This is a genomic window from Providencia sp. CIM-Carb-044, assembly GCF_033901115.1.
Taxonomy (GTDB): Bacteria; Pseudomonadota; Gammaproteobacteria; order Enterobacterales; family Enterobacteriaceae; genus Providencia; species Providencia hangzhouensis.
Genome location: NZ_JAXADV010000001.1, coordinates 360,642 through 386,204 on the forward strand (window position 1 = coordinate 360,642; position 25,563 = coordinate 386,204).

The 25,563-nt window shown below is 40.8% G+C and carries 21 protein-coding genes and 1 tRNA gene; 8 read left to right on the top strand and 14 right to left on the bottom strand.

The genetic code is table 11. From position 1 onward, the window contains the following. The first annotated feature begins 36 nt into the window (after window positions 1-36). The 4 genes from cspE (at window position 37) to mgtA (ending at window position 4,487) form a co-directional block, all read left to right on the top strand. Window positions 37-249 carry a transcription antiterminator/RNA stability regulator CspE gene (cspE, locus tag SJ312_RS01560; RefSeq protein ID WP_004909801.1) on the top strand — a complete coding sequence of 71 codons (213 nt, stop codon included), beginning with the start codon at window positions 37-39 and terminating at the stop codon, window positions 247-249. Window positions 250-351: 102 nt separating this feature from the next. After that, the gene (gene dsrB / locus SJ312_RS01565) at window positions 352-543 is read left to right on the top strand and encodes a protein DsrB (protein WP_004255792.1); all 192 of its coding nucleotides are present in this window, start codon (window positions 352-354) and stop codon (window positions 541-543) included. 393 nt (window positions 544-936) lie between these two features. Beyond that, window positions 937-1,635, top strand: coding sequence for an MgtC family protein (locus SJ312_RS01570; RefSeq protein WP_004255789.1), 699 nt, complete (start codon window positions 937-939; stop codon window positions 1,633-1,635). A 149-nt stretch (window positions 1,636-1,784) separates the two neighbouring features. Next, complete coding sequence (gene mgtA / locus SJ312_RS01575; RefSeq protein ID WP_110591504.1) at window positions 1,785-4,487, top strand: magnesium-translocating P-type ATPase; 2,703 nt, start codon at window positions 1,785-1,787, stop codon at window positions 4,485-4,487. Between the two features lie 159 nt (window positions 4,488-4,646). On the opposite strand, the gene SJ312_RS01580 is transcribed toward mgtA, so the two are convergent. Next, a complete protein-coding gene (locus SJ312_RS01580; protein WP_004255760.1) occupies window positions 4,647-4,958 on the bottom strand; it encodes a DUF5339 domain-containing protein in 312 nt (103 codons plus the stop codon). 1,046 nt (window positions 4,959-6,004) lie between these two features. Here SJ312_RS01580 and fliZ point away from each other — a divergent pair. Next, window positions 6,005-6,523: a flagella biosynthesis regulatory protein FliZ gene (fliZ, locus tag SJ312_RS01585; RefSeq protein WP_004255757.1), complete on the top strand. Its 519-nt coding sequence runs from the start codon at window positions 6,005-6,007 to the stop codon at window positions 6,521-6,523. A gap of 220 nt (window positions 6,524-6,743) precedes the next feature. On the opposite strand, the gene putA is transcribed toward fliZ, so the two are convergent. Further along, window positions 6,744-10,727 (bottom strand): trifunctional transcriptional regulator/proline dehydrogenase/L-glutamate gamma-semialdehyde dehydrogenase, encoded by a 3,984-nt coding sequence (putA, locus tag SJ312_RS01590; protein WP_110591505.1) that lies wholly within the window; start codon window positions 10,725-10,727, stop codon window positions 6,744-6,746. Between the two features lie 499 nt (window positions 10,728-11,226). On the opposite strand from putA, the gene putP reads away from it, so the two are divergent. Further along, entirely contained in the window at window positions 11,227-12,711 is a 1,485-nt protein-coding gene (putP, locus tag SJ312_RS01595; RefSeq protein WP_004255751.1) for a sodium/proline symporter PutP, read from the top strand. A gap of 75 nt (window positions 12,712-12,786) precedes the next feature. On the opposite strand, the gene cycA is transcribed toward putP, so the two are convergent. Further along, a complete protein-coding gene (gene cycA, locus SJ312_RS01600; protein WP_004255748.1) occupies window positions 12,787-14,187 on the bottom strand; it encodes a D-serine/D-alanine/glycine transporter in 1,401 nt (466 codons plus the stop codon). Window positions 14,188-14,442: 255 nt separating this feature from the next. Between cycA and SJ312_RS01605 the strand changes: the two genes are divergently transcribed. Continuing rightward, a tRNA-Lys gene (locus tag SJ312_RS01605) sits at window positions 14,443-14,515 on the top strand. 204 nt (window positions 14,516-14,719) lie between these two features. After that, window positions 14,720-14,893, top strand: a complete 174-nt coding sequence (locus SJ312_RS01610; protein ID WP_319866775.1) for a hypothetical protein — start codon at window positions 14,720-14,722, stop codon at window positions 14,891-14,893. Window positions 14,894-15,390: 497 nt separating this feature from the next. Here the strand turns inward: SJ312_RS01610 and SJ312_RS01615 are convergent, their stop codons facing one another. From SJ312_RS01615 to SJ312_RS01660, 11 genes are read right to left on the bottom strand one after another with little or no spacing between them, the layout of a single operon-like run. Further along, window positions 15,391-17,067 carry a hypothetical protein gene (locus SJ312_RS01615; protein WP_319866777.1) on the bottom strand — a complete coding sequence of 559 codons (1,677 nt, stop codon included), beginning with the start codon at window positions 17,065-17,067 and terminating at the stop codon, window positions 15,391-15,393. Window positions 17,068-17,069: 2 nt separating this feature from the next. Continuing rightward, complete coding sequence (locus SJ312_RS01620; protein ID WP_240105478.1) at window positions 17,070-17,636, bottom strand: hypothetical protein; 567 nt, start codon at window positions 17,634-17,636, stop codon at window positions 17,070-17,072. Further along, window positions 17,581-18,357 carry a hypothetical protein gene (locus SJ312_RS01625; RefSeq protein WP_319866779.1) on the bottom strand — a complete coding sequence of 259 codons (777 nt, stop codon included), beginning with the start codon at window positions 18,355-18,357 and terminating at the stop codon, window positions 17,581-17,583. The genes SJ312_RS01620 and SJ312_RS01625 overlap by 56 nt, the downstream gene beginning before the upstream one ends. Next, a complete protein-coding gene (locus SJ312_RS01630) occupies window positions 18,339-18,953 on the bottom strand; it encodes a tail fiber assembly protein (protein ID WP_319866781.1) in 615 nt (204 codons plus the stop codon). The genes SJ312_RS01625 and SJ312_RS01630 overlap by 19 nt, the downstream gene beginning before the upstream one ends. After that, window positions 18,953-20,806 carry a phage tail protein gene (locus SJ312_RS01635; protein ID WP_319866782.1) on the bottom strand — a complete coding sequence of 618 codons (1,854 nt, stop codon included), beginning with the start codon at window positions 20,804-20,806 and terminating at the stop codon, window positions 18,953-18,955. The genes SJ312_RS01630 and SJ312_RS01635 overlap by 1 nt, the downstream gene beginning before the upstream one ends. 12 nt (window positions 20,807-20,818) lie before the next feature. Further along, on the bottom strand, window positions 20,819-21,436 hold the full coding sequence (locus tag SJ312_RS01640) for a phage tail protein (protein ID WP_319866784.1): 618 nt from the start codon (window positions 21,434-21,436) through the stop codon (window positions 20,819-20,821). Then, window positions 21,423-22,613, bottom strand: a complete 1,191-nt coding sequence (locus SJ312_RS01645) for a baseplate J/gp47 family protein (protein ID WP_319866785.1) — start codon at window positions 22,611-22,613, stop codon at window positions 21,423-21,425. Before SJ312_RS01645 ends, SJ312_RS01640 begins: the two co-directional genes overlap by 14 nt. Further along, window positions 22,603-22,938 (bottom strand): DUF2590 family protein, encoded by a 336-nt coding sequence (locus SJ312_RS01650; RefSeq protein ID WP_048608849.1) that lies wholly within the window; start codon window positions 22,936-22,938, stop codon window positions 22,603-22,605. Before SJ312_RS01650 ends, SJ312_RS01645 begins: the two co-directional genes overlap by 11 nt. Further along, window positions 22,931-25,030 (bottom strand): phage tail tape measure protein, encoded by a 2,100-nt coding sequence (locus SJ312_RS01655; protein ID WP_319866787.1) that lies wholly within the window; start codon window positions 25,028-25,030, stop codon window positions 22,931-22,933. The genes SJ312_RS01650 and SJ312_RS01655 overlap by 8 nt, the downstream gene beginning before the upstream one ends. Next, entirely contained in the window at window positions 25,027-25,200 is a 174-nt protein-coding gene (locus SJ312_RS23485) for a DUF6890 family protein (protein WP_413776468.1), read from the bottom strand. Before SJ312_RS23485 ends, SJ312_RS01655 begins: the two co-directional genes overlap by 4 nt. Before the next feature lie 17 nt (window positions 25,201-25,217). Continuing rightward, entirely contained in the window at window positions 25,218-25,481 is a 264-nt protein-coding gene (locus tag SJ312_RS01660) for a putative phage tail assembly chaperone (RefSeq protein WP_096864679.1), read from the bottom strand. Window positions 25,482-25,563 lie beyond the last annotated feature (82 nt).

Consider the following 25,563-nt stretch of genomic DNA (forward strand, 5'->3'; position numbering starts at 1 on the left):
AGGCAAGTTTTTTTGATGTTATATAGGAAAAGTCAAATGTCCGACAAAATGAAAGGTCAAGTTAAGTGGTTCAACGAGTCTAAAGGCTTCGGTTTCATCACTCCAGCTGATGGTAGCAAAGACGTTTTCGTCCACTTCTCTGCCATTCAGGGCAATGGTTTCAAAACTCTGGCTGAAGGTCAGCAAGTTGAATTCACCATTGAAAACGGTGCAAAAGGCCCAGCAGCTGCTAACGTAACTGCTATCTAAGCTAATTGCTTAACTGATTTTCTAAAGCCCGTCATTTTTAATGACGGGCTTTTTCGTATGCGCTACATTTATGGTTAATATATTTTGTTGGAAAAGAATGTTATGAATATTAATGACCGTGTTTATGTAAAAACAGACGGAGAAGAGCGTCGAGAAGGAACTATTTTACTTATTGAACCCTTCAATGAAGGGGTAATGTATTTAATTGCATTACCTGATTACCCTGAAGGTATTTGGTTCTTTAATGAAAAAGAAGGCGATGAAGGGATTTTTGTTACGCCAATTGAAAGATAAGTTCAATTTAATGGGCACTTTGTCCTTTACTTAATAATTTTCCCCACTTATACTCCTTCCATCTTTTACTTAGGAGATTATTACTTGGACAGTCAGAGTTGGAATAAAAACTTAATTTAATGGCAAGTCAGTAATCGTCTTTTCTTTTCACTGCTTGCCATAACGGCGGGCGGTGTCTGATGTCTCCTCATCATACTACTCCCTTATAATTGTATTTCATTAGATAGCGTATTATAGCTGTATTGAGTGTGTATTATGTTGGTCTATATTTATTCTTTATTTCCTCCAGGCAATAGCTAATGGTTTTTGAGTAATTATTTTACTCAAAATATGGCTATATGCTTTTTATTAAGCATATGAATCATTATCCAAGTTATTTTTGGAGGGATTATCATGCTTTTTTCCCCTGATATTTTAAATTTGCTGTCTGCTATGTGTTTTGGTGCATTAATTGGTGCTGAGCGCCAGTGGCGTCAACGAATGGCGGGCTTGAGAACTAATGCACTGGTTGCAACCGGAGCGGCGGTATTTATTTTAAGTTCTGTAACAACATCACCTGATAGTCCTGGTCGTATTGCTGCCCAAGTGGTGTCAGGAATTGGTTTTCTCGGTGCGGGAGTGATTATGCGTGAAGGCATGAACATCCGAGGCCTAAATACTGCGGCAACGCTTTGGTGTTCCGCGGGGATCGGTGTTTTATGTGGATTAGGCCAGTATTCTTTGGCCTTGATGGCAACGTTATTAATTTTATGCGCCAATATTTTATTAAGAGAAGCGGCTTCACGAATTAATAAACAACCACAACAGCAAGCACTCGATGTAGAGCAACGTTATAAAATTCGCGTGATGTGCCATCAAACGGATGAAATTTTAGTAAGAACTCTTATTTTACAAGCAATTAATGGACTGCATATTCGGCTGCAATCGTTAAGTAGTGCAGACACACTAAAGCCTGAGCAGCTAGAAGTGTGCGCTGAATTTCTTGCGACACCTGCCGAGCAAAAAGAAATTGAAGCATTGGTATGCAGAATAAGCCTTGAGCAAAGTGTTAGTGCTATCAATTGGAAAGTGGCATCAGAGCTACCGGCTTGATGACTTTAAATTAACTCACTATAGGAGCTGAAATGGACGACCACCCTCCGTCATGGAGTAGTAAATCGCAGCTATCTAACTGATAATAAGATAATTTTATTTCAGTTGGATAGCGTTAAAATCACGAGTGTTGTATTCGAGACAACGTTATGACTGAAATAAGACAACCGCGCAAAAGCGTCAAAGCAGCTGCACGCCAAAAATTTATTGTTGGCGAACAAGCGAGTAAAAATATTGAGCAAGTGCTCAATGAATATCAAACAAATCTATTAGGCTTATCAGAGAATGAGGCGATGGACCGTCTTGTGACTGAAGGTGAAAATGAAGTTGCTCATGAAAAAGCCCCTCCAGCATGGAAGCAACTACTCACTTCTTTTAAAAATCCATTTATATTCGTACTGATTGTATTAGCTGTTGTTAGCTTTTTTACGGATTATGTTATTCCTGAACGCCAAGGCGAAGAAACAGATTTAACCGGCGTGATTATTATTGTCACAATGGTTTTATTGAGTGGTTTTTTACGTTTTTGGCAAGAGTATCGTACCAACAAGGCTGCGGAAGCATTGAAATCCTTAGTTCGTACGACGGCTACTGTATTTCGTCGTGATAATAAAACGGGGCGTTCTGTTAGAAAAGAGGTACCGATCAAATGCTTAGTACCTGGGGATATTGTGTTGTTATCCGCTGGAGATATGGTTCCTGCTGATTTAAAGCTAGTCGAATCAAGAGACTTGTTTATCAGCCAAGCCATTCTAACAGGGGAATCAATACCCGTAGAAAAATACGACACATTAGGTGATGTTTCAGCCAAAAATTTAGATCCGGTATCGCCAACTGAAAATGAACTGTTAGAAATTTCAAATATTTGTTTAATGGGAACCAATGTTACCAGCGGGACGGCGCGTGGAATTGTGGTGGCAACAGGCGGGAAAACCTATCTAGGCTCGTTGGCCAAATCTATTGTGGGGAGTCGTGCGCAAACTTCGTTTGATCGTGGTGTGAATAGCGTAAGCTGGTTATTGATTCGCTTTATGTTAGTCATGGTACCAATCGTCTTACTTATCAATGGGTTTACAAAAGGAGATTGGTTCGAAGCAACACTATTTTCACTGGCGGTTGCCGTGGGTTTAACACCGGAAATGTTACCGATGATTGTTAGCTCGAATTTAGCCAAAGGTGCAATTGCCATGTCAAAGCACAAGGTGATTGTTAAAAGGTTAAATGCTATCCAAAACTTTGGCGCAATGGATGTGCTGTGTACGGATAAAACGGGGACATTGACTCAAGATCGTATTATTTTAGAGCATTATTTAGACAGTAATGGGCAAAAAAATAGTAAAATTTTGCAACTAGCTTGGCTAAACAGCTTCCACCAAAGTGGGGCTAAGAATATGATGGATCAGGCAATTATTCGTCGTGGTAGAGGGAACAGTGAAGTTGAGCAGCTAAAAGCATTCCAAAAAATTGATGAGTTACCCTTTGATTTTATTCGACGCAAATTGTCAGTGACAGTACGAACACCGAAAGGCGAAGCCCTACTTATTTGTAAAGGTGCCGCGGAGGAAATGTTAGCTGTCTGCCAAAGTTACCAACAAGATGGTGAGCTGCATTTACTTGACGACCAAGCAAGGGTAAAAATTACTGAGCTAGTGAGTGATTACAACAGACAAGGATTTCGTGTATTGTTACTTGCAACTCGTCGTTTGAATGATGCAGAAGCCAGCTTACCGCTTTCTGCTCAAGCCGAGTATCAGTTAGAACTACAAGGCATTTTAACTTTTCTTGACCCAGCAAAAGAAAGCGCAATTTCAGCCATTGCAGCACTACGTGAAAATGGCGTTACGGTTAAGGTGTTGACGGGTGATAATGCCATTATTACCGAAAAAATCTGTCATGATGTTGGCTTAAACATCAGCGAAATCATGACGGGTTTAGAAGTTGAAGAACTGACAGACGAAGAGTTAAGCCAGAAAGTTGAGCAAGTTTCAGTTTTTTGTAAATTAACACCATTGCAAAAATCCCGTATTTTAAAGCGGTTACAAGCAAATGGACATACCGTTGGTTTTCTCGGTGATGGGATCAACGATGCGCCCGCATTACGTGATGCTGATGTAGGAATTTCAGTTGACACAGGGACGGATATTGCTAAGGAATCTGCGGATATTATCCTACTTGAAAAAGACTTAATGGTATTAGAGCAGGGGGTAATTAAAGGGCGTGAAACTTTTGGTAATATTATTAAATACTTAAATATGACCGCGAGCTCTAACTTTGGTAACGTATTTTCTGTATTAATTGCCAGTGCATTTATTCCCTTCTTACCGATGCTAGCCATTCATTTGCTCGTTCAAAACTTACTGTATGATATTTCCCAGCTTGCATTACCCTGGGATAAAATGGATAAAGAGTTTTTAAAACGTCCTCGCAAATGGGATGCGAAAAATATTGGCCGCTTTATGATTTGGATTGGACCAACCTCATCTATCTTTGATATCACAACTTTTGCGTTAATGTGGTATGTATTCCAAGCGAATAGTGTCGCTCATGAAGCGTTGTTCCAATCAGGTTGGTTTGTTGAAGGATTACTTTCACAGACGTTAGTTGTTCATATGTTAAGAACACAAAAAATACCGTTTATACAAAGCACTGCCGCATTACCTGTTATGTTAACAACAGGGTTAATTATGGCTCTTGGTTTATATATTCCATTTTCTTCATTTGGTGAAATGATAGGGTTACAACCGTTACCAATAGAATATTTCCCATGGCTCGCTCTCACATTAGTCAGTTATTGTGTTGTAGCTCAACTAATGAAGCAATTTTATATTAAACGTTTTGGAACGTGGTTATAAAATAATGTTAAAAGGTGTGAGGCTAAAGGAGTCTTGCACCTTTGGGTAGCTATATCGTATGGGTTATTTGATATTCATTGTAACTCATTAATATTCATAAAATAAAAAGAGCCACAATAATAATGGCTCTTTTTGATTACAGAATAAAAAGAATAGGGCTTATTGCAGGCCTAAAGCAGTTTTCATCTGTTTCATTGCATCAATACCCTGTTGGCAAGCTTTATCTTGCTGGTCTTTAGGTAGTGCAGCAACCTGTTTTTTACCCTCTTCCAGCTGACCTTTCATTGCGTCTAACTGAGCTTTTGCTTGCGGGTTTTCTGAAGCTTTAGCAATTAAGCTATCAACTTCAGCGAAGTAAGCGTTACAAGTTTCAGTTGCGCCAGCAACTTCACCTTTTTTCTCTTCTTCTGAACAAGCAGTGATTGTCAGTGCCAATAAACCCATACCACAAGCTAAAATCAACTTTTTCATAATCAACCTTATTAAAATTATTTATATAGCGAATTGAGTATATAAGAGATGTTTTTAATATCAAACGTGACAAATCCTAAAATAATACATCGGTTAATTAATTAAATTTCAATTTAATTGGGCTATCGTATTTTGTTTTAGCTCATTTCCGTTACATAAATTCACGGAGATAAATAAGTTGTTTTTTATCATTATGTTATAGATTTCCTTTAACTATTCTATGTTTGTCTAGAGTAATTGGTAAGTGGAAGAAAAATGGAAAGCAGATAAAAGAAGTATGAGGGCTATTAGGGTAAGGGGATAATGGTTAGTTAATTTAATAAATATATTTTTTGACGAAAATTATGTTTTAGCTACCAAGATAGAATAATACGTCATACGTGTATTTACCTATAAAAATGCCTATATAAGCCTTTTTAATATCGTTATAACGTTTTTTTATATGCGATTAAATATATTAAAAAATCGTTTGTTTGTAACAAAATGTTTACGGTGAATGATAAGTTTTTACTATGAAATATTTATAGAATTAACGGCTGTTCATTTAAGATGCAATTATAGATGTGAAAGGTGAGCTAGTTCACAAATTTAAGAATAAAACCTTTGTATAGGTACCAGTTTGATTTTTAAATTAAATTTTCTTTGTACGAAGATGAAATTATCAGGTAGAGTCTTTGTTTTTAAGCGAACTAATGAAGAAATATCGCTTAACTTATGGTTAATGATAAGTGTACAGGGTTAACGACAATTAAGTTAATTTTGTTGACGCTAACTCAAATTCATACCAAAATTGACTCACCGTAGAAATTCGCCAAAGAGCGAGAGACGGGTTAGAATGTTTTTAACAAAGGGCGATAACTTTTCTTACTGTACATTTTTAGAATGATGAGTTCTCTAAAGGTAAAGTAAGGATATATGATATGGGTTCACCATATCGCAATGCAACATAGCAGATATTATATTAATGCTATGGGCATACAATGTATGTAGCCTGACTTATCTGGTTACAATTTTATATTTAGACTTACACACAGGGCTTTACCATTATGTCTGCTTCTATTGTAAAGAAACGGCCTCTGAGTCGTTACATCAAAGATTTTAAACACAGCCAAACTCATTGTGCACACTGTCACAAAACCCTTGATCGCATCTCTTTAGTTTTCAACGATGACATCTTAAATAAAGAAGCTATCGCTGACATGACTGAATTGGTTGATGAAGGCACTTGGGGGGAGCTGCAAGATAAATTTACTGCACTTTGTCGTTTTTGTAGTGAAATTTATTGCAATAGTAATACTGATTATTTTGATATTATGTCATTTAAACAGTATTTATTCTTACAGACTGAGATGAGCCACAGTACGGTTCGTGAATATGTTGTTCGCTTACGCCGTTTAGATGAATTGTTATCTTCCTCTAATTTTTCTATGAAAGAATTTACTGCGAGTAAAGTTCAAGAAGAGTTGAGTGAAAAAATGACAGATTCTGCATTTAGTAATTACAATATTGCATTACGTAAATATGAACAATATTTATTCTGGGAATCAGAAAAATGCAATAATTAGAATAACATATTGAAAATAAGCGTTGCTATTTTCTTTGTTGTTTTTAAGTAATGGTGTCCCCGTGGGCACCTTTTATGTTTTTAGCGGGCAGCTCTTTGGGATAGCACTTATCTGATAGGAACACTGACGGTTATTCTTATGAGATAAGTGTATTTTTAAATAAATATGTAATCATGTATGGCCTGGCCTTCGTAGATAACGAAGCCAGGCCTTTTACTTATTACCCAATAGTCATTAAGCTAGCATTACCACCTGCTGCAGCGGTATTGACACTCAATGAACGTTCATGAAGTAGGCGTTCAGTCATCAGGTTAGTTTCACCACGTTCAAAGCCTTGAACTGAAATAATTGGCCCTTTACGTTGTGCAACCACTGCGCAAACTTCTTTTAACTGATCGCTGTCACCATGATAAATAACCCCTTCGATTGGCTCTTTCGATTCTATCCAGTTTTTAGTTATCGATATGGTTTTTCTCACTTTTTCAGGTAGTGACTTAAACAGCTTCTGATGGAGCTCACTATCTGGCCATAACACCTGACAACCCGCAGAAAGTACAGCTGTTAGCTGGGTTAAGCAATCTTGTTCATTATCGCTAAGGCATAAAATCAAACCACGCGGGCGCAAGGTATAGGTATTTCTTTCTCCTGTTGGGCCCGGTAATACACGGGTGGTTCCTGTTTGACTATGGCGTGTAAATAGCTCAATCACGGAAGGCGAAATAACCGAGTTTTGTTTTTCAGACCATTGTGTAAGTGCTTCAAATGGTTCAAGTAAAACAGTTTTAGCACTGGCATCCATGGGTAAATGGCTATCTTGTCGCTCTAAGGTATTTGAAACTGCGTTATCTGGACGTTCGCTTAATAAACGGTAAAGGTATAATGGCCCACCTGCTTTAGGCCCAGTTCCAGATAAACCTTCACCACCAAAAGGTTGCACCCCAACAACGGCACCAACCATATTGCGGTTTACGTACAGATTGCCAACTTTAGCTTTTGAAACAACTTGGTTGATAGTTTCATCGATACGAGTGTGAACACCAAGTGTCAGTCCATAACCGGCTGCATTAATTTGTTCAACAAGTGCTTCTAACTCATCTCGTTTAAAACGTACAACGTGCAGAACAGGACCAAAGATCTCTTTTTTCAGATCACTAACATCATCAAGTTCTATTAATGTTGGCTTAACATAGGTTCCTTCCTGTTGCTCTTGCTGATCATCATGGTTCTCAAATGCTGCTTGGAAGACCGATTTCCCTTTGCTGCGCATTTTTTGAATATGTTGATCGATATTCTCTTTTGCTTCATGGTCAATCACAGGGCCTATATCGGTTGATAAATGCTCAGGGTTCCCCATACGGCACTCTTCCATTGCGCCTTTTAACATACGAATCGTTCTATCTGCGACATCCTCTTGGATACATAAAATGCGCAGGGCCGAACAACGTTGACCCGCACTATCAAAAGCAGATGCGACGACATCAGTGACAACCTGTTCTGTGAGTGCAGAAGAATCAACTATCATTGCATTTAATCCGCCGGTTTCTGCAATCAGCGGGGTAGGCCGTCCTTGTGCATCTAAGCGCCCTGCAATATTACGTTGAAGTAACCCTGCGACTTCTGTTGACCCTGTAAACATGACCCCGCGAACACGAGTATCACCAACGAGTTGAGCGCCAATGGTTTCACCTTTACCCGGTAAAAATTGCAGTACATCGCGAGGAATACCCGCTTGATGCAAAATAGATACCGCGATAGCGCCGATTAATGGTGTTTGTTCAGCTGGTTTCGCGAGTACGGTGTTACCTGCTGCGAGAGCCGCAGCAATTTGGCCTGAAAATATTGCTAACGGGAAGTTCCACGGACTAATACAGACCACAGGCCCTAAAGGACGGTGTGTGTTGTTATCAAAATCATTCTTGACTTGGGTTGCATAGTAATTAAGAAAATCTACCGCTTCCCTAACTTCCGCAATCGCATTGTTGTAGGTTTTACCGGCTTCACGTACTAAAATATCTAACAGCGGTTGTAACTGTTGCTCCATGAGGTCAGCGGCTCGTAATAAGATGGCCGCTCGTTCAGAAGGAGGCGTTGCGAACCAGATAGTACCTGCATTGTTAGCGGTATTTAATGCATGTTCAGCTTCTTGTTCTGTTGTTTCACGAACGTGGCCGACAATATCTTTGTGGCAGGCAGGGTTAATAATTGGTGTCGCATCGGGCAATGCTTGCGAAGCTTGGAAGTCGCCCCCTAACAGTGGTTCTGCCATTTTTTGCTGCATAGCCGCACTCAGTAGGGCACTTGATAGCGAAGCCAGTCGATGCTCGTTTGATAGGTCAAGCCCCATCGAATTCACACGCTCTTGCCCATATAAATCACGTGGTAACGGAATTTTTGGATGCGGTAAGCCAATTTGTCCTTCAGTTTTAGACAGTTCTAAAACATCTTTAACTGGGTCGGCAACTAATTCATCTAGAGGAATAGTGGCATCAGCGATACGGTTTACAAATGAAGTATTTGCGCCATTTTCTAACAATCGACGCACCAAGTAGGCAAGTAGCGTCTCGTGAGTACCGACTGGTGCATAAATACGGCAAGGGCGGTTTAGTTTGCCATCAGCAACCTTACCAACCACTTGTTCATAAAGTGGCTCACCCATTCCATGTAGGCATTGGAATTCGTATTGACCAGGGTAGTAGTTTTTACCTGCAATTTGGTAGATAGCAGAGAGAGTATGTGCATTATGTGTTGCAAACTGCGGGTAAATTAAATTGGGAACCGACAACAGTTTTCGTGCACAGGCAATATAAGAAACGTCAGTATACACCTTACGCGTATAAACAGGATAACCTTCTAGCCCATCCATTTGTGCGCGCTTGATTTCACTGTCCCAATAAGCACCTTTTACTAGGCGGATCATTAAGCGACGTTGGCTGCGTTCAGCTAAATTTATGATTGAGTCAATCACAAATGGGCAGCGTTTTTGATAGGCCTGAATTACAAAGCCAATCCCATTCCAACCCGCGAGTTGTGGCTCAAAACAGAGTTTTTCTAGCAAATCTAAAGAGATTTCTAAGCGGTCGGCTTCTTCTGCGTCAATATTAATCCCTACATCGTATTGGTGCGCTTGTAATACGAGGGATAATAGGCGTGGATAAAGTTCTTCCATCACGCGAGAGTATTGTGCGCGACTATAACGTGGATGTAATGCAGATAGCTTAATTGAAATACCAGGGCCTTCATAAATGCCGCGGCCATTTGATGCTTTACCAATCGCGTGGATAGCTTGTTGGTAAGACACCATGTAATCTTGTGCATCTTTTTCCGTTAATGCGGCTTCGCCCAGCATGTCGTAGGAATAGCGGAAGCCTTTATCTTCGAGCTTTCGCGCGTTAGCGAGTGCTTGGGAGATAGTTTCGCCAGTAACAAATTGCTCTCCCATAAGGCGCATCGCCATATCAACACCTTTACGCACCAGTGGTTCACCACTTTTACTAATGATGCGATTAAGTGAGGTTGAGAGTTTAGCTTCATTATGCGTAGAAACTAATTTCCCCGTAAATAGCAGACCCCAAGTTGCAGCATTAACAAACATTGAGCTACTTTGGCCGAGGTGTGATTGCCAGTTTCCATTGCTGATTTTGTCACGGATAAGTGCATCACGAGTTGCTTTATCAGGAATACGTAATAAGGCCTCTGCGAGACACATTAATGCGACACCTTCCTGAGATGAAAGTGAAAACTCTTGAAGTAGGCCTTGAACTAAACCCGACCGGCCGATGCCATTTTTTTGATTACGCAGTTTTTCAGCGATTGAATAAGCTAACTTATGAGCAGCTTCAGCTTGTTCTGTAGGGAGCTGTGCTTGTTGTAACAACATTGGCACGGCTTGTGTTTCAGGAATTCGGTAAGCAGAAGTAATTGCAGAGCGTTTTACAGATTGTGGTAAAATGTGCTCTGCGAAATCTAAGAATGGTTGATAGTTAGATTCAACGGTGGTGTCTTCATCAGAAGTTTGATTTTCTTTTACATCGATACCCGGTGCGAGCTCTGGAAAGGCTTGGCCATTATCGAGTTGTTCTAGGTAATTATAAATAGCTTGTTTGATAAGCCAGTGTGATGTGCGGTCAAGACGCTGAGCGGCATTTTTAATGCGTTCACGAGTTGCTTCATCAAGTCTCACACCCATAGTTGTTGTGCTACTCATCTTAATTCCTCTAGGTCACGAGTCATTTTAATCAAAAAGTTACACCACATTATCTTAATGTTGCAACTTTGTGCAACATTGTTAAGCGTGATTTCTGAAGAAAATGTGAAACATATCGGGTTTTTTAAGTTTTAATATTTTCAAGTAAATCATTTTTGATTTATTTATTATATTTTACATGTAGTTATATTTATTTTGTTTTAGGTGGAATAGTTAAACATTCGATTGTGAATTTAAGTTTAAATTTTAACATTTGTGATATGGATTCTATTTATGCAATAAAAAATAGTTAATTTCTTGTTAATTTAATACGACTCTGTCTAGGATGTGGCAGCTAAGATATTAAGTTAGTGCAACACAAACAATCACAACCTATTTGGTGTTCGCACAGATAAATTAAATATGTGCAATAAAGTGCAACACTATGAAGTTACAAGTTATCAACGGAAACTTATAAAGATAACTAACAATTTTAAAGCTACTCAATGGAGAAAACAGGATGACTGTAAGCACTCCGATGATCATTATGTTCGTCGTATACATTACTGGCATGTTATTAATTGGCTATATGGCCTATCGCTCAACGAAAAACTTTGACGATTATATTCTGGGTGGAAGAAGTTTAGGCAGTGTTGTAACTGCATTGTCTGCTGGTGCTTCAGATATGAGCGGTTGGTTACTCATGGGGTTGCCAGGTGCGATTTTCTTGGCCGGGATTTCTGAAAGTTGGATTGCTATCGGTTTGAGTCTCGGTGCATATCTTAACTGGTTATTTGTTGCTGGGCGTTTACGTGTCCAAACAGAAAAAAATAATAATGCGTTAACATTGCCAGACTACTTTACTAGCCGTTTTGAAGATAACAGTAAGATTTTACGTATTATTTCTGCTGTTGTGATTTTAGTTTTCTTTACGATTTATTGTGCATCAGGTGTGGTCGCTGGTGGTTTGTTATTTGAAAGCACATTTAATATGAGTTATGAGAAAGCGATGTGGTTAGGGGCATTAGCGACTATTGCTTACACTTTTTTAGGTGGCTTTTTAGCCGTAAGTTGGACCGATACTGTTCAAGCTTCATTAATGATCTTCGCATTGATTCTTACACCTATTGTTGTAATCCTTTCTTTAGGGGGAATAGATACCTCTATTGAAGTGATCAAAGCTAAGAATCCTGAATATCTTGATATGTTTAAAGACATGAATATCATCGCAATTCTGTCATTATTAGGTTGGGGATTAGGCTATTTTGGTCAACCCCATATCTTAGCGCGTTTTATGGCGGCGGACTCTGCTCGTACTATTCGTTCTGCTCGACGTATTAGTATGACATGGATGGTGTTATGTTTAGGCGGAACGATTGCGGTTGGTTTCTTTGGTATCGCTTATTTTGAAAATAACCCGGCTTTAGCGGGCTCGGTAATGCAAAATAATGAGCGTATATTCATGGAACTAACGGGAATTTTGTTTAACCCATGGATCGCCGGTATTTTATTATCAGCTATATTAGCAGCGGTAATGAGTACACTAAGTTGCCAATTACTAGTTTGTGCGAGTGCGCTAACGGAAGATTTATATAAGCCTTTTATCCGTAAAAGTGCCAGCCAAAAAGAGTTAGTTTGGGTAGGGCGTTTTATGGTGTTATTAGTCGCTGCAATTGCCATTTACATTGCTCGTGACCCAAATAATAAAGTTTTGGCTTTAGTGAGTAATGCATGGGCGGGCTTTGGCGCTGCATTTGGCCCTGTTGTTTTAATTTCTGTAATGTGGAAACGAATGACGCGTACAGGTGCACTTGCAGGAATGATAGTCGGTGCTGTGACAGTATTAGTTTGGATAAAATACAAATGGTTTGATTTGTATGAAATCATCCCAGGTTTCTTATTAGCAACAATCGCTATTGTTGTTGTGAGTTTAATGACTAAAGCACCAAGTGCAGCAGCTCAAGCTCGTTTTGATGAGGCTGAGGCAGAATATAAAGCAAGCTAATCGAGCAAGTTTATAAACGAAAAAGGCCGAGTAACGATACTGTTATTCGGCCTTTTTGCTATTTATTATTCATCATTATTGGTTCTTTCTGCGCTTAGCGAACTGGTAACCAATGAATAGTAAAATAAACCAAACTGGTGTGGCAATTAAGGCTTGTCTTGTATCGTGCTGGAATGCCAATAGCACGACCATAAAAGCGAAAAAAGCGAGGCTTAACCATGACATCACAATTCCAGCAGGCATTTTGTAATGAGATGTTTTGTGCATTTCAGGGCGTTTTTTACGGAAATTTAAATAGCTATATAAAATCATGCTCCAAATAAACATAAAGAGAATAGCAGACACGGTGGTGACTAGCGTAAATGCATGCATAATATCAGGAATAAAATAGATCAGAACAATACCAAAGCTGAGGCAGATACAAGTAAAAATTAGCCCAGTAGCCGGCACGGCTTTTTTCGATAATTGGCTGAACTGCTTTGGCGCATCCCCTTCTTTTGAAAGCCCAAAAAGCATTCGACTGGTGGAAAATACACCACTATTTGCGGAAGAGGCTGCGGAAGTTAGCACCACAAAGTTAACAATGCTTGCCGCTGCGGGTAGGCTTATCAAGACAAACATCTCTACAAATGGGCTTTTATCGGCCAATATGGTTCGCCAAGGTGTAACAGCCATAATGACAATTAAAGATAAGACATAAAATGCAATAATCCGGATAGGGATCGCGTTGATAGCTTTTGGCAAAGATTTTTCTGGATCGCGTGTTTCTGCTGCTGCCGTACCCACCAATTCAATTCCCACAAACGCAAAAATAGCAATTTGAAAGCCAGCAAAGAAACCACTGATCCCCATAGGGAACATTCCGCCATCATTCCAAATGTTACTTAAAGATGCCGTGTGACCCGTAGGGGATTGGAAATTCATGGCAATTAATGTGCCACCTACTGCAATGAGAGCCACAATGGCAACAATTTTTATCATGGCGAACCAAAATTCGAGCTCACCGAAAAGCCTGACAGAAACTAGGTTAAGCGTTAATAAGGTGACCACGCAAATAAATGAGGTTACCCATTCAGGAAAATCAGGCACCCAAAAGCTCACATAGGATGTAATGGCAATGATATCGGCAATACCGGTGATAACCCAGCAGAACCAGTACGTCCAACCGACAAAAAAACCTGCCCATGGACCGATAAGGTCAGCAGAAAAATCACTGAATGATTTGTAGTTCAGATTAGAAAGTAGCAGTTCACCCATTGCGCGCATCACAAAAAATAGCACAAAACCAATTATCATATACACAAAGATAATCGATGGGCCTGCGAGTGAAATGGTTTTGCCAGACCCCATAAATAAGCCTGTTCCAATTGCTCCACCAATCGCAATAAGTTGTATATGGCGGTTACTAAGGCTGCGTTTTAGCTGATTACGATCAGCATTGGGTTGTGTTGATAGTGAATTCGCATTTTCTTCCATACTAAAGATGTCCGTAGTGGTTTGTGATAATTAGCCACAGTCTTTTTTTTAATTTTGTGGTTATGTTTGCGTGAAATATTGTGACACAAATCTCAATTAGAGTAAGGAAAAGTTATCTTGTTAGGAGCGAAGTGATGTTTATTCAAGCATTAGTTTTCTTAAATTTTACATTCGCAACTTAAAATTAACTTAGGTAATAAAAATAGCAGAATCATATTGACTGTAGCAATTGTTAGGCGTTAAATATTTTGTATCGGGTTGTTAGCTCAGTTGGCAGAGTAGGTGACTCTTAATCATTAGGTCGGGGGTTCGAACCCCCCACAACCCACTAAAATTAAACTGTAATATCAGTATGATAAGCCACTTTTAACTAAGTGGCTTTTTTGTATCTAGTAGGCATTGCCCCTTTTTTGTCCCCTGAAGTTTTTTACCGTCTTTGATTTTCGTGACATGTCACATTAATAACTTTTGAATCTATTGTTTATTTAGTTTGGATGTATCATCTATATTCACCTACTTTTTGGAGTTAAATATGACTACAGAGACATTTGAAATTAATAGCGTTAAAGAAGTTAAAGAGACTTATCAGCCATATGAGGTGAATAACTACTTAGAAACTAAAGAATGGGTTTTATTAAGTACAGCTGATGGTAAAGACGAAACAGGTTATCCAATGTTCAAATACTCTTTAGGTAGAATAAAGTAACACTCATTTCAGTTTTTCATTTCTTCTCAAGCCGCATGGTTACTGACTTTTTGAAATTATGCGGTTTATTTCATGATCCAATAAAACCCACGTAAAATAGAAATTTCTTTTTTCTTTCATCGGGTTGCGTTTTTGGCGCGATCCATTTCGTGATCTAAAAACTGAAATCTATTGAAATTCTTTTCAAACATTTCAGTTTGAGATTTTCGGCAACTCCCTAGTATTGGCGCTGCTTGGCGATATGTTTTGTAGAATTTTAAAACTGAAATAATTTTTAGATCCAAATTGTGCAGGCGGGTGCGGTGTAGTGCGTTTTACGTGGTGAAATCTTTTCTTTCGTGGGCGCAGTGACTCGCCAGCGCAATGCAGTGAGTGCGATCCATTTTATTTATTGCGTGGTGTAGTTTGGTGATTGGTGCGCTCTGAGTTGCGCTCAGGCTGCTATATTGGATGCATAAAAAAGCCCACACTCGGTGGGCAAATGGTGGACGATAACTTTACTTCCCAATGACGGGAGAATACTTTTTATTCAAGGTGTCTGACTTGGTGCCAGTGCCTTTGATATCTTGCGCGTTTAATGGCGCACCTGTATTGCCGTGAGTGTGCGCGGCTGTCAATTCAGCTAATTCTTTCACTACATCAAGTGTGTCTATCATTAGCTGTGCGACGTTGATTTGCTGGCTACCTATCCAAATAACAGGCGCTATAATTTGTTGCTGTGCGCCTGCAATGCTTTGTTTTATTTGTCCAACTTTCTCTATCAGCTTTTGTCCCACGGTGATACTTGAGTTTTGCCCAACATCAAGGGTCATGTCTTTTTCAATACTGGCGACATAATTTGATGATGTGGCGATTGAGTAGTCACCCTCAGATAATAGCTGTATTGCGCCTGCTAATAATTTCTTGGTACCTAAAATGGTTAATGTATCATTAGCCTGTACCGTGGTTTCCCTCGCGACCAGTTCGCGCTGTTCTTTGTCCGCTTTGATAATACGTAACATTGACGCTTCATTAATGCTTTGGTCAGTTTCACGGTTCCAACTACCATCTTGGGTTACACGCTGAAAAACTTCTTTGCGCTGTTGCTGCAATTGCTCCCCTGGTTGTATGTCCGGTAGGGTATTATTTTGACTGAGCGTTTGCCGGATAAACGGTTTATCTGGCCTGCCGCCCTCAAAAGCAATTTCGACTAATGTTCCCTCCGGTGGAAATTGAAACATACCGCTTTCACCGCCTGCCATTGGTAGTGGTAAAGGTACGGCTTTGTAAGTTGGTGCGGCTGATTCGTTACCGTCACTATCTAGCAATTGTACGTCAACGGCATATTTCGGTCTGAATGGGTCAGAAATATCACCGGCACTAACTGACTCGCTCGGTGATTCAATTCGCGCGAATTTTGGTAAATGCAAACCCGCTGATAATTCGGGATAAGCTTTATCAATTTGCTTTTGAATTGGACTCTTATTTTCGGCTTTCCCTGTCAGTGGATTTGCGGCTGTCCAATAGAGCGTAATATCGTCATTTTCAAGCTGAATTTTATTAACCCGCTGATTATTTACCACGGTTCCAGCACGTAAAGCGGGGATTAATGGATAAGTGGCGCTGTTACCAGCAGATTGATTTTTCGAAAACTCTGTAGGTATTTCGTGGTTATCGGCTGTGAACATCGAATCAACCCAACTGCCGACAAAAACTTTACCATCGGGCATTTGGTACCACACATAATCAGTGATACTAAAAACTGCCCCTAAATTAGTGAGTAGTTGATATCCGGTACCATTGTGGGTGAAATGAGGAATAGGTGTATTGATATATTGCGCATCGGGCAAAATAAAGGTTAGGCCGCTATTTTCGTGTAGATAGTCGGTGATGGTTTTTAATGTAGGGTGCTGGAATGAACATGGCCACATTTTATCAAACAAGCCAACGAGCTCACGAACAAATAATTTTTGAAAGCCATTATCGGCAGGTTGTGACCGCTCAACATATCCAGTGAAATATCGATACAATGAATCCGTGTACCCCGTATCAAAGCGAACTAATTTACCTGTGTAATCATTTTCTGTCTCAACCGTCAAAAAACCACGACCACAGGCTGATAGTTCAAGCATGATTTTAGCATCCACAATATGGACTTCATCATTAGATAAATAACAGCGGCTAATGGGTTTCATTATTATTTATTCCCTAAATCATCAATCGGTTTCAAAACCGTGCTTTCAAACCAACTTAATTCGTCTTTTTCTTCTTGTGACCCTGCCGTCGGTGCTTTCGGGTTGCCCGTTTGTTTTTTCGCTTTGACTTGGGCTGCGGCTCTGGCGTCTTTTTTCTCAGATACGGATAAATGCTCTCTTAATGTGAACGTGACTTGCCACGCCATTTGCCCGTCGATTTCGCTGGCATCAATATTGTTGGTAAAAGTACCAATGCGAAAATTAATCGCTTTAGCGGTATGATTTGCTACCCGATAACGTTTTAGCTTCCCGTTTTCTGTGGCTCTCGCTAAGGTAAATAGGCGCGTGAGGATTTTTTCATCAATAAAATTAATCACACCCGTGATGCGCAACTCTTGAGGCTTAATACCTTGCTCCGCTACGGATGTGCTAGACGTTTGACCGGACTGGTCTTTATCTTGAAATTGAATAGACGAATTAACTTTGATGTTTTTCAGCGGAATAGCTTCACCATCAAGGGCGAGCGTGATTGTCGGGTTCTGTGCTGTTGATTGATTTTGTTGGATCATGAAGCATTCCTTTTAGTGGTGCCAGTTCGCTTCCTGCAAACAGTGTAGCCAATGTAAAAATGGCATCTGGCTCAGGGATATCTTTTTGTAGCCGTTCCGCTAAATAATCGCCTGTACCTTTGCCCGTAAAACTCCAAATAACCACGGATTTCCCGAGTAAATCAGTGAGTTTATTGCCAATCTCTTTAAGTGCGTTCTCTCTTGCTGATTTAAAGCCGGACATAGCAGATTTCATGGCATCAATACCGCTTGCGCTGCCTGCGCTATTTTTTGCCTGTTCTATCAATTGGGCATTAATTGTTGCCCGACTTGTTGATGTTGATAGTGCCTGCGGTTTGGGTAAGCCGCCAAACTGTTTGCCCGGCAATTGCATTTTGGTGACTTGCAGATTAGCCGCTGTTTTTGCCATGCGTTCCACCTGTGAGAAAACAGGCAATGGAAATACAGACGAAAACACTTGCAACAATGACATAAATTCGACCTGCGATTTAGCGCAGACCATCATGATAACAATGTCAGTTTCACCCGCACCCGCCAGTTTCTTTGCAATATGATTAATGGCGTTGGTTGGGCTTAAATAGCAGCCTGTATCGGTTTTTTGCCCAAGTCCGTAGACAAACGGATGTGCTGGCACCATCGAACATGTTAACCCCGACATAGTCGGGGACATTTTCATCAATGATTTACGCCATCTTGGGTGAACTATGGTTTCACTGGCCATTCGATATCCGGTGCGGTTGATGTATCAATATCAGATACTTTGACACTATAAATTTCCCACTGCTTAAGAAGTTCAATTTCTTCAGCGGTTGCCATTCCTAATCGCACTTTGCGCTCAAGCATTAAGATATTTTGCTCTGCCTCTTCTAAACGCTGAGTTTTTTCCTGTTCTGCTTGTTCGACTAGCATCGCTTTTTGCGCATCAGTATCTGTTACCCATTTTTTACCATTCCACATATCAAATTCAGTTTTAGGCTCTAAAAGAGTTAGTGTGTCAGGCAAATCACCAATAAAATCAATTTCAATCGGTTGGCGGGTTTCCGTACTGTAAGCAGTTTTACCGCGATAGTCAGCAACATGAATCCATGATTTATCATCTTCACTGCGAAGAATGGCGACATTCTCTTTTGTTGGTAAATCGGGTTTATCCAAATACGCATCAGCAACAACTGAGCCACAAAATGGAACATTATCTAATGAAGCCCGGACATATTCGCGGGTCATTGGGTCACAAAGATAAACCTCTGCCCACCCTGCAATAATAGCTAACCCATTATCATCAAATTTAGCTTTTTGAATTTCAGTTGAATATTTCATTATTTCATTCTCGTTATTAAAATTTTAGCTACGTTTTTCATTCTAAACTCATGAGAAGTTGGAACGACTCTCGATGTTTTAAAATCGTAAATTGCATTAGCCTTTTCACCCCAATGGGCACCAGTTGTTTTTGAATTTGTATACTCTAAAAAACCAAATGCCCCATCAGCAACGGGGGAATTATTTCCATTAATGGTTGATGATAATTTTCCTGTAATTTCTCTTGTTGCATCTTCTTGATACGTTCCTACAGTACGCCCAGAATCAATGCCTCGACCGTTATCCGCAATTCGAATTGCATATCCTCTATCATCGGGTAGACGCAAAGATGGAAATATTTTTGCGGCTTCCGGATATTCAGTAGCCGAAAAAGCCCTTCCTTCATTAGCCCAAAAATTATTAGGTATTGAAGTTGCAACATTCCAAAGAATTGAAGCACCGATGGGAACTGCGATTAAATCGACCTCAGTTTTGCTGTAAAGGCTTAGATTTTGCCTTGCTTCATTAACTGTTTTTGCGCCAGTTCCACCATTGCCAATCGGGATTAGTCCATCCGTCATTGTTCCGTTTTCACTAAAGCGCCAAACATGTAACCCCGTAGTGTTGTTAACCAATCCCGAACTACCCGAATCACGAGCAACTATTTGATGTTTATTTTCAGGAGATATTAGAGCCGTTTGACCATAGCCAATATCTTTAACTAAATGCTTACTTGCAAATGCTTTAGTCGCTGCGTCTTGGCTCATAACTTGTGTTGTGGATGTACCAATACCTTGCACAACATTCGTTTTATCAAGCTTTCCATTTAGCCCGTTGTTTAATGCAGTGTTGGTTGCATAGTCACCCGCTGGGGCGTAATTTCCTGCTGGTTGTTTCTTGCCTAATTCGGTAGCCAGAAGCTGTTGGCTAACTACCAACTCAGTACTATTCCCCATTTGATGGGTAATATTGGCTTTATCAATTTTTTTACTTAAATCTAATTTTAAACGAGTTTCTAATGCGCTGATTTCTTGGCTACTTAAAGCCCCCATTGAGCGCAAATCTTTTACATTCCCTGATGCATCAATGCTTGCAATGGCAAATACTTGGTGAGTAAATCCAGCCGCATCAACATAATTATTTAATGTTGCTGTTGATGTGATTTTAACAACCGTGTTCCACTGGCTAACAATGTTCCCTTGATAACTAAAATCGGCATACACTTTAGTGTTGCGTAAACCATTTAAAATCTGGTTTTGTGCCAATTCACCGCGCAAACCGCCAACATAGCCCAAGCCTTTTTTAACGGTATATTGTTCACCACTGCGGGTGACTTCAAAACCATCATTAAAGAATGCAGCCGCGCCATAGCTATCAACATTAATCAGGCGCTGCATTTCATCAATTCCAGACAAGCGGGCAGTAAAATCAATCTGCCACGTTTCTGCACTGGTTTTAATTTGGGTTTCTTCGGCTGCACCTTGGAATTCCAATATAAATGAGCGGGTTAATACGTTCCCTTGCTGCCCATTTTGGTTTTTGAGTTTCTTTTGGGTTGGTGCATGGGTAATCATTGCAACCGTACCGGATGCTTTATTTAATAAGCCTATCCAGTTGAAATCAAAGTTACCGACGTCAGCGCCCATAGTGACACTATAGGCCACAGCATTTTCACTGGCTAACCCTGCTTTGTTGACTGCTTGACGGTGAACTATTTGATTTGCAGGAGGTAATTTTTCGTTGCGGTCAATCGGTTGTGTCGGGTCTAAATTCGGCACATTGGCGAACACGAATTCATCCAACAATACGGCCTTACCGCTTGCCGCTTCTTGGGCTTTCCAATTTTCGAAAGCTAAAGTAATAACTGATGCCATGAATGTAGTCCTTTACATTAATGATGCGCCAAAGGTTTCACTTGACGCGGTAATTTGTCCAATTCGAATAAACAATGGCTGGTTGGGCAGCGTGGCGTAATAGCAAATATAATCAGCTTCAACAAAGCCCACGCGCATACCTAACTCATGCACCGCTATGACTTCAAAGCGATAGCGCCTACATGTTCGCCCATACTGCCTAATGATTTGTAATAACAAATCCGGGTTATTGGCGATTTGACCGTCGCTGACACGTAAAATAATGACGTCCCAGTCAATATCCGGCTGTCGCTCGTTAATTTCGACATAGCCGACGCCAAGGCGTTTAAATATCTCAATAAACCCCGCGACGCTGCCGGAATCTTTAGCGTTGATAAACGCATATTTCACGCGCTTGCGGTATAAATCCAACGGTTCATTATTAAAGAGGTGGATATCGCGCTGATAGGCCAACAAGTTTAATAATGGCTCAGTGCATGTGTCGGGGTCTAATTGCGCTAAAGGCCACGTTAACCAGCTATAAATAATTTCCCAAAACCGCTTTGCTGCACGCAATAATGTGGCGAGCTCACCAAGGTTCATCCATGATGGCAACTGCAATCGCTTTAATCGTTCTTTAAACTCGGGCATTTTGTACCTCTATCGTGAGCGATTTTAGGCGTGGGACGCTTAAATCACTGACAATGTCGGGAATGCTAAACACAATAGAATCCAAGACGGAAAACTGTTTATGTAACTCACGACCTAAATTTGAGAATGAAAAGCGCGAATATGGCCATGTTTTTTTGACATCATAATTGGTGTTTTCACGAAACGCACAACGCACCAAATCGCCCGTATCTTGTTTGAGTTTTTGCAGTTCCTCAGTGGTGAGGTTTTCCACGCTTTGCACAAATAACGTGATTTTTAATATATGTTGCGTTTCCGGCATAGGAAAGCACTGCATATCATCACCGTGCCCGTGGTGGCCTTGTGCATTAATATAATCATTCACTTTGTCGATAAAAGGCTGACTGGTGACGCCACTGTCCAATAACAAATACGCATTGGCGGTACCTGCACCACGGGGCGCATCATGCAAAAAGAAAATGCGGTCAATACTCAAGCCAACAACATTCGCTATCATTCCACGATAAACCGCATCAGTGTGATATTGACCGACTAAGTTATATTGATTGCGGCAGCGGTCACGCAAATCATTGTCGCTTTCTGCGTTAGCACCCGGAACTAATAACCAATTATCTTCACTTTGAACACGCTCAATACCTGCAATCGCCACGGGTAAAATACGAAAATAACCAGGAGCAAGATTATAAGCCCCTCCGGCATTTTCAGCGATAACCGGCACTAACGCGCTATCGGTGTTTATCGCTTTTGTTTCAACGGTTTTCATGCTGTAAATAATTCCGTTGATGCGTTCTGTTTGCACGATAGTTCCGGCTGGAATGGTGACCGTTCCCGCACCTACGGCACGATAAAAACGGATGACGCCTTTTGCTTCGGTGGCAGGCTTGCGCGTTAAATTGACGCCCCATGCAAACATATCTAGCCATTGCCCTGATGCAGTGGCTAAATACATATTTTTCAAGGTGACATTAATTAATGCTTCCGTAAGCCAGCGAACAGGCTTTGTCACAATGGTATTAATTAAACGCCAAAATGGGGACATGTCTGAGGTATTGGTGACAAAGCCCTCATCGTGGACAATTTCCGCAAATTTATCGCTAATTTCGTCCTCTGAGACTGGCATCCCGCTATCACGTAAAACCTGCTCATAATCAATTTCAGGGATATTTTTACTGTTCATAATTTACCCCTAAATTGATACGGCCAAAATCATAAGTATCAGCCGTCACCCAAAGTCGCTTGGTATTTTCTTCATCAATCACAACGGTACCCGGAACTAACCGTTCATCACTTTCAACCAAGATTTCCATTTGCGTGCGAATGTCCGCGCGTAATGTTGGGCTACGCTCTGCCACTAATTGGGTGGCGAGTCCGCTTTCAATAATACGGTGTGCCACATCTTGGGTGATTGATTGACGGTTATTGCATAACTCCGGCTCATTGCCGGAGTTTAATGTCAAATCTCGGTTTGTAATTAATAAATCAATGTAGAGTAAATTATCCATTATCAAGCGCAGTCCATTCCGCTAAATCCGTTGGCGACATTCCGTTTGTCACATTGATATTTACTGTATCGTATCGCTTGCTGTTATCAATCGATTGGGTTCGGTTATTGCTGATTTGCCGACTAATGCCGCCTTTCTCTACACCACTAAGTTGCCCTCCGACCAACAAACCTGCTGCACCTGCTGGGGCGGGTGAGCCGTCAACGGTTCCGGTGGTTTTGGTTTCAATATTGACGCCCGGCAGATAATTTAACAGGTCGATAATGCCGTTAAACGTTTTAGCAAAGGATGATTCGATAGTTTCCCATGCGTCAAAGAACAGCTTAACAACCCCCTTAATCATGCTGTCGAATGTGTCAATTAATGAGAAGTTTTCAAATGCGCCCCAAAGTGCCGCCCAACCATCTGCAATGGCATTCCATGCGGTATTAAACGCTTGGCTAATTAGTTCAGACATGGCAATAATCGTTTTGAAAACCAACGTATCACCGAAATAGTCTTTAAATTCTTGCCATTTTTGTGCCATCCATTCCCACGCTTGTGCGGCAACTAATCCAACCATGCGAACAGCTATCGCTACCACTTTAAACGCTGTCGTGTTCATTACTGCGGCTTTTACTGCATCCCAATGTTTAATAAGTTTATAGATGCCATAAGCGAGTAGGGCGATAGCACCAATAATTAGTAAAATAGGCCAGCTCATAAATGAAAAACTGACACCTGCCGCCATTGCAGCAATACGCACAGCTAATAATGTGCCACGAATAAATTTAAGGGCGGTATTCCATGCCAATATTGCAGTGCGATAAAGCCAGATAGCGGCAGTGCCCATTTTTAGCACGCCACTAAAGACCCCCATGATGATACTTAACCCTGCCATGATAAATTTGGAAATACCCATCACGATATTGGCGGCAGCACCTGCGGAAGCAAATCCGAGTGTTCCCATAGTGATATAACCGACCCACCGGGCGATATTGGGGAATAACGTAAACCATCGTACAAGGGTTTGACCACCTTCCGCGAGTTTATCGATTAATGGGGTAATGACAGGTAATAACGTCATACCAATGGCAATACGGATAGATTGCCAAATAGACATAAGCCGTTCCCACGGATTGGCTAATTTTGCGGCTTGCTCCGTGGTACGCTTCATTCCATCACTGGCACCTAAGAAACCAATATTTTTACGCAAAATATCAACATTGCCATAAAGCTGTTTGACCACGACGGCAGAATCACCAAAGGCCGCTTCAATTTCTTTTTGGGCTTTTAAATTGCCCTCAATACTCTTGCCATACTTGGCCTGCAATTTATCCAGCATTTCAGGCATGGATAACATCTGACCTGACGCATTGACGAATGACAGGCCGAGTTTTTTACCGCTATCAGTAGCTGTTTTGAGGAATGCTTCATACGCTCCCGATGACTCACCGCCTAGCGTTCTTTGCAGCTCACCCAATACCGCAAGCTGCTCATCAATCCCGACGCCAAATTGCGTACCTGCATTTTTTGCGCCCTCCATCAAACCTGTTATTTCAGCCATCGAAACGCCAAATGCTTTTGACATATACACGGCCTTACCTGCCAAATCTTCAGCAAATTTAACATGCCCAACGGCATTGGCTTGGTTTTCAAACTGATTGAACATTTGCCCCATGTATTCGGTGGCTTCGGTTGATGTGGTTTTTAATGCCGCGGCTGTCGTATTAGTAATACGGGTTAATTGTGGCAAATCTTGCTGCGTGACATTGTTAATGGCTTTGCTGATTGCCGTAGTGGAATTGACAAAATCAATGGATGATTTTCCGTATTGGGATGCGAATTTCAGGGCGTCTTTAGACACTTTAGACATGATGCCATCATCAATACCCTGTAATGATGCACTCATCATGGCGTCATTCATTTCAATGGCAGGGTCAAGGATGCTTTTAATAGACCAGAACGCCCCGGCAAGACCTGCACCGCCTACAGCAATTTTACCAAAGGCGACTTGGCTGTCTCTAGCAAAATTAGAGACAGCCGATTGCACTTGTCGAATAGGCTTTGTGATATTGTCGATAAGGCTGAGAGTAAAATCTAACTCGCTCATGAGTCACCTTTAAACGCTAATACAATTCCATTTGCGACTGCAATTTGCGTGTTTTCCCAGTGGCGGTTATCTAACCAGATTGCAGTAGCGAGATTTTCTTCCGTGTCCGGCTCATGAGGTAAATAGTGTTTTCTGAGCGCAATGAATTGCTCTAACTCATTACGCTCAATTGCACGAACACGGTTTTTTAGTTTTTTACGCTAATTTCCAGCTTTGGCGCGTATTCTTTGTTTACTGCTTCGGCAAGTTGTGCGGCAGCCCCCGGAAAGCTGAGTAATTCGTCTAAATATTCCTTGCTTTCAGCGGTGACAATACGTTTTAAATAAGTGGTCAGCGGAGCAACTTTATTGTCCATCGACATATCGTTAATCATGCCGTTATAAGCCGTGATATTTGGCTCAAAGCTAACGTCTTTTTCGTTAATCGTTAAAGTGATAATTTTTTTAGTCATGAGATAGTTCCTTTCTCTTTCTGATTTCGTCCGTTAATTGGTTGTGCCGTGCGGCACATTGACCGTATAAAATAGCCATTTT

What these genes read in the sequence shown, in the direction of transcription:
- cspE (WP_004909801.1), top strand. Translation starts at nt 37, where the DNA reads ATGTCCGACAAAATGAAAGGTCAAGTTAAGTGGTTCAACGAGTCTAAA.
- dsrB (WP_004255792.1), top strand. Translation starts at nt 352, where the DNA reads ATGAATATTAATGACCGTGTTTATGTAAAAACAGACGGAGAAGAGCGT.
- SJ312_RS01580 (WP_004255760.1), bottom strand. Translation starts at nt 4,958, where the DNA reads ATGAAAAAGTTGATTTTAGCTTGTGGTATGGGTTTATTGGCACTGACA.
- SJ312_RS01610 (WP_319866775.1), top strand. Translation starts at nt 14,720, where the DNA reads ATGACTACAGAGACATTTGAAATTAATAGCGTTAAAGAAGTTAAAGAG.
- SJ312_RS01615 (WP_319866777.1), bottom strand. Translation starts at nt 17,067, where the DNA reads ATGAAACCCATTAGCCGCTGTTATTTATCTAATGATGAAGTCCATATT.
- cycA (WP_004255748.1), bottom strand. Translation starts at nt 14,187, where the DNA reads ATGGAAGAAAATGCGAATTCACTATCAACACAACCCAATGCTGATCGT.
- SJ312_RS01655 (WP_319866787.1), bottom strand. Translation starts at nt 25,030, where the DNA reads ATGAGCGAGTTAGATTTTACTCTCAGCCTTATCGACAATATCACAAAG.
- SJ312_RS01660 (WP_096864679.1), bottom strand. Translation starts at nt 25,481, where the DNA reads ATGACTAAAAAAATTATCACTTTAACGATTAACGAAAAAGACGTTAGC.
- SJ312_RS01570 (WP_004255789.1), top strand. Translation starts at nt 937, where the DNA reads ATGCTTTTTTCCCCTGATATTTTAAATTTGCTGTCTGCTATGTGTTTT.
- mgtA (WP_110591504.1), top strand. Translation starts at nt 1,785, where the DNA reads ATGACTGAAATAAGACAACCGCGCAAAAGCGTCAAAGCAGCTGCACGC.
- SJ312_RS01640 (WP_319866784.1), bottom strand. Translation starts at nt 21,436, where the DNA reads ATGCCCGAGTTTAAAGAACGATTAAAGCGATTGCAGTTGCCATCATGG.
- SJ312_RS01650 (WP_048608849.1), bottom strand. Translation starts at nt 22,938, where the DNA reads ATGGATAATTTACTCTACATTGATTTATTAATTACAAACCGAGATTTG.
- putP (WP_004255751.1), top strand. Translation starts at nt 11,227, where the DNA reads ATGACTGTAAGCACTCCGATGATCATTATGTTCGTCGTATACATTACT.
- SJ312_RS01645 (WP_319866785.1), bottom strand. Translation starts at nt 22,613, where the DNA reads ATGAACAGTAAAAATATCCCTGAAATTGATTATGAGCAGGTTTTACGT.
- SJ312_RS01630 (WP_319866781.1), bottom strand. Translation starts at nt 18,953, where the DNA reads ATGAAATATTCAACTGAAATTCAAAAAGCTAAATTTGATGATAATGGG.
- putA (WP_110591505.1), bottom strand. Translation starts at nt 10,727, where the DNA reads ATGAGTAGCACAACAACTATGGGTGTGAGACTTGATGAAGCAACTCGT.
- SJ312_RS01635 (WP_319866782.1), bottom strand. Translation starts at nt 20,806, where the DNA reads ATGGCATCAGTTATTACTTTAGCTTTCGAAAATTGGAAAGCCCAAGAA.
- SJ312_RS01625 (WP_319866779.1), bottom strand. Translation starts at nt 18,357, where the DNA reads ATGGCCAGTGAAACCATAGTTCACCCAAGATGGCGTAAATCATTGATG.
- SJ312_RS01620 (WP_240105478.1), bottom strand. Translation starts at nt 17,636, where the DNA reads ATGATCCAACAAAATCAATCAACAGCACAGAACCCGACAATCACGCTC.
- fliZ (WP_004255757.1), top strand. Translation starts at nt 6,005, where the DNA reads ATGTCTGCTTCTATTGTAAAGAAACGGCCTCTGAGTCGTTACATCAAA.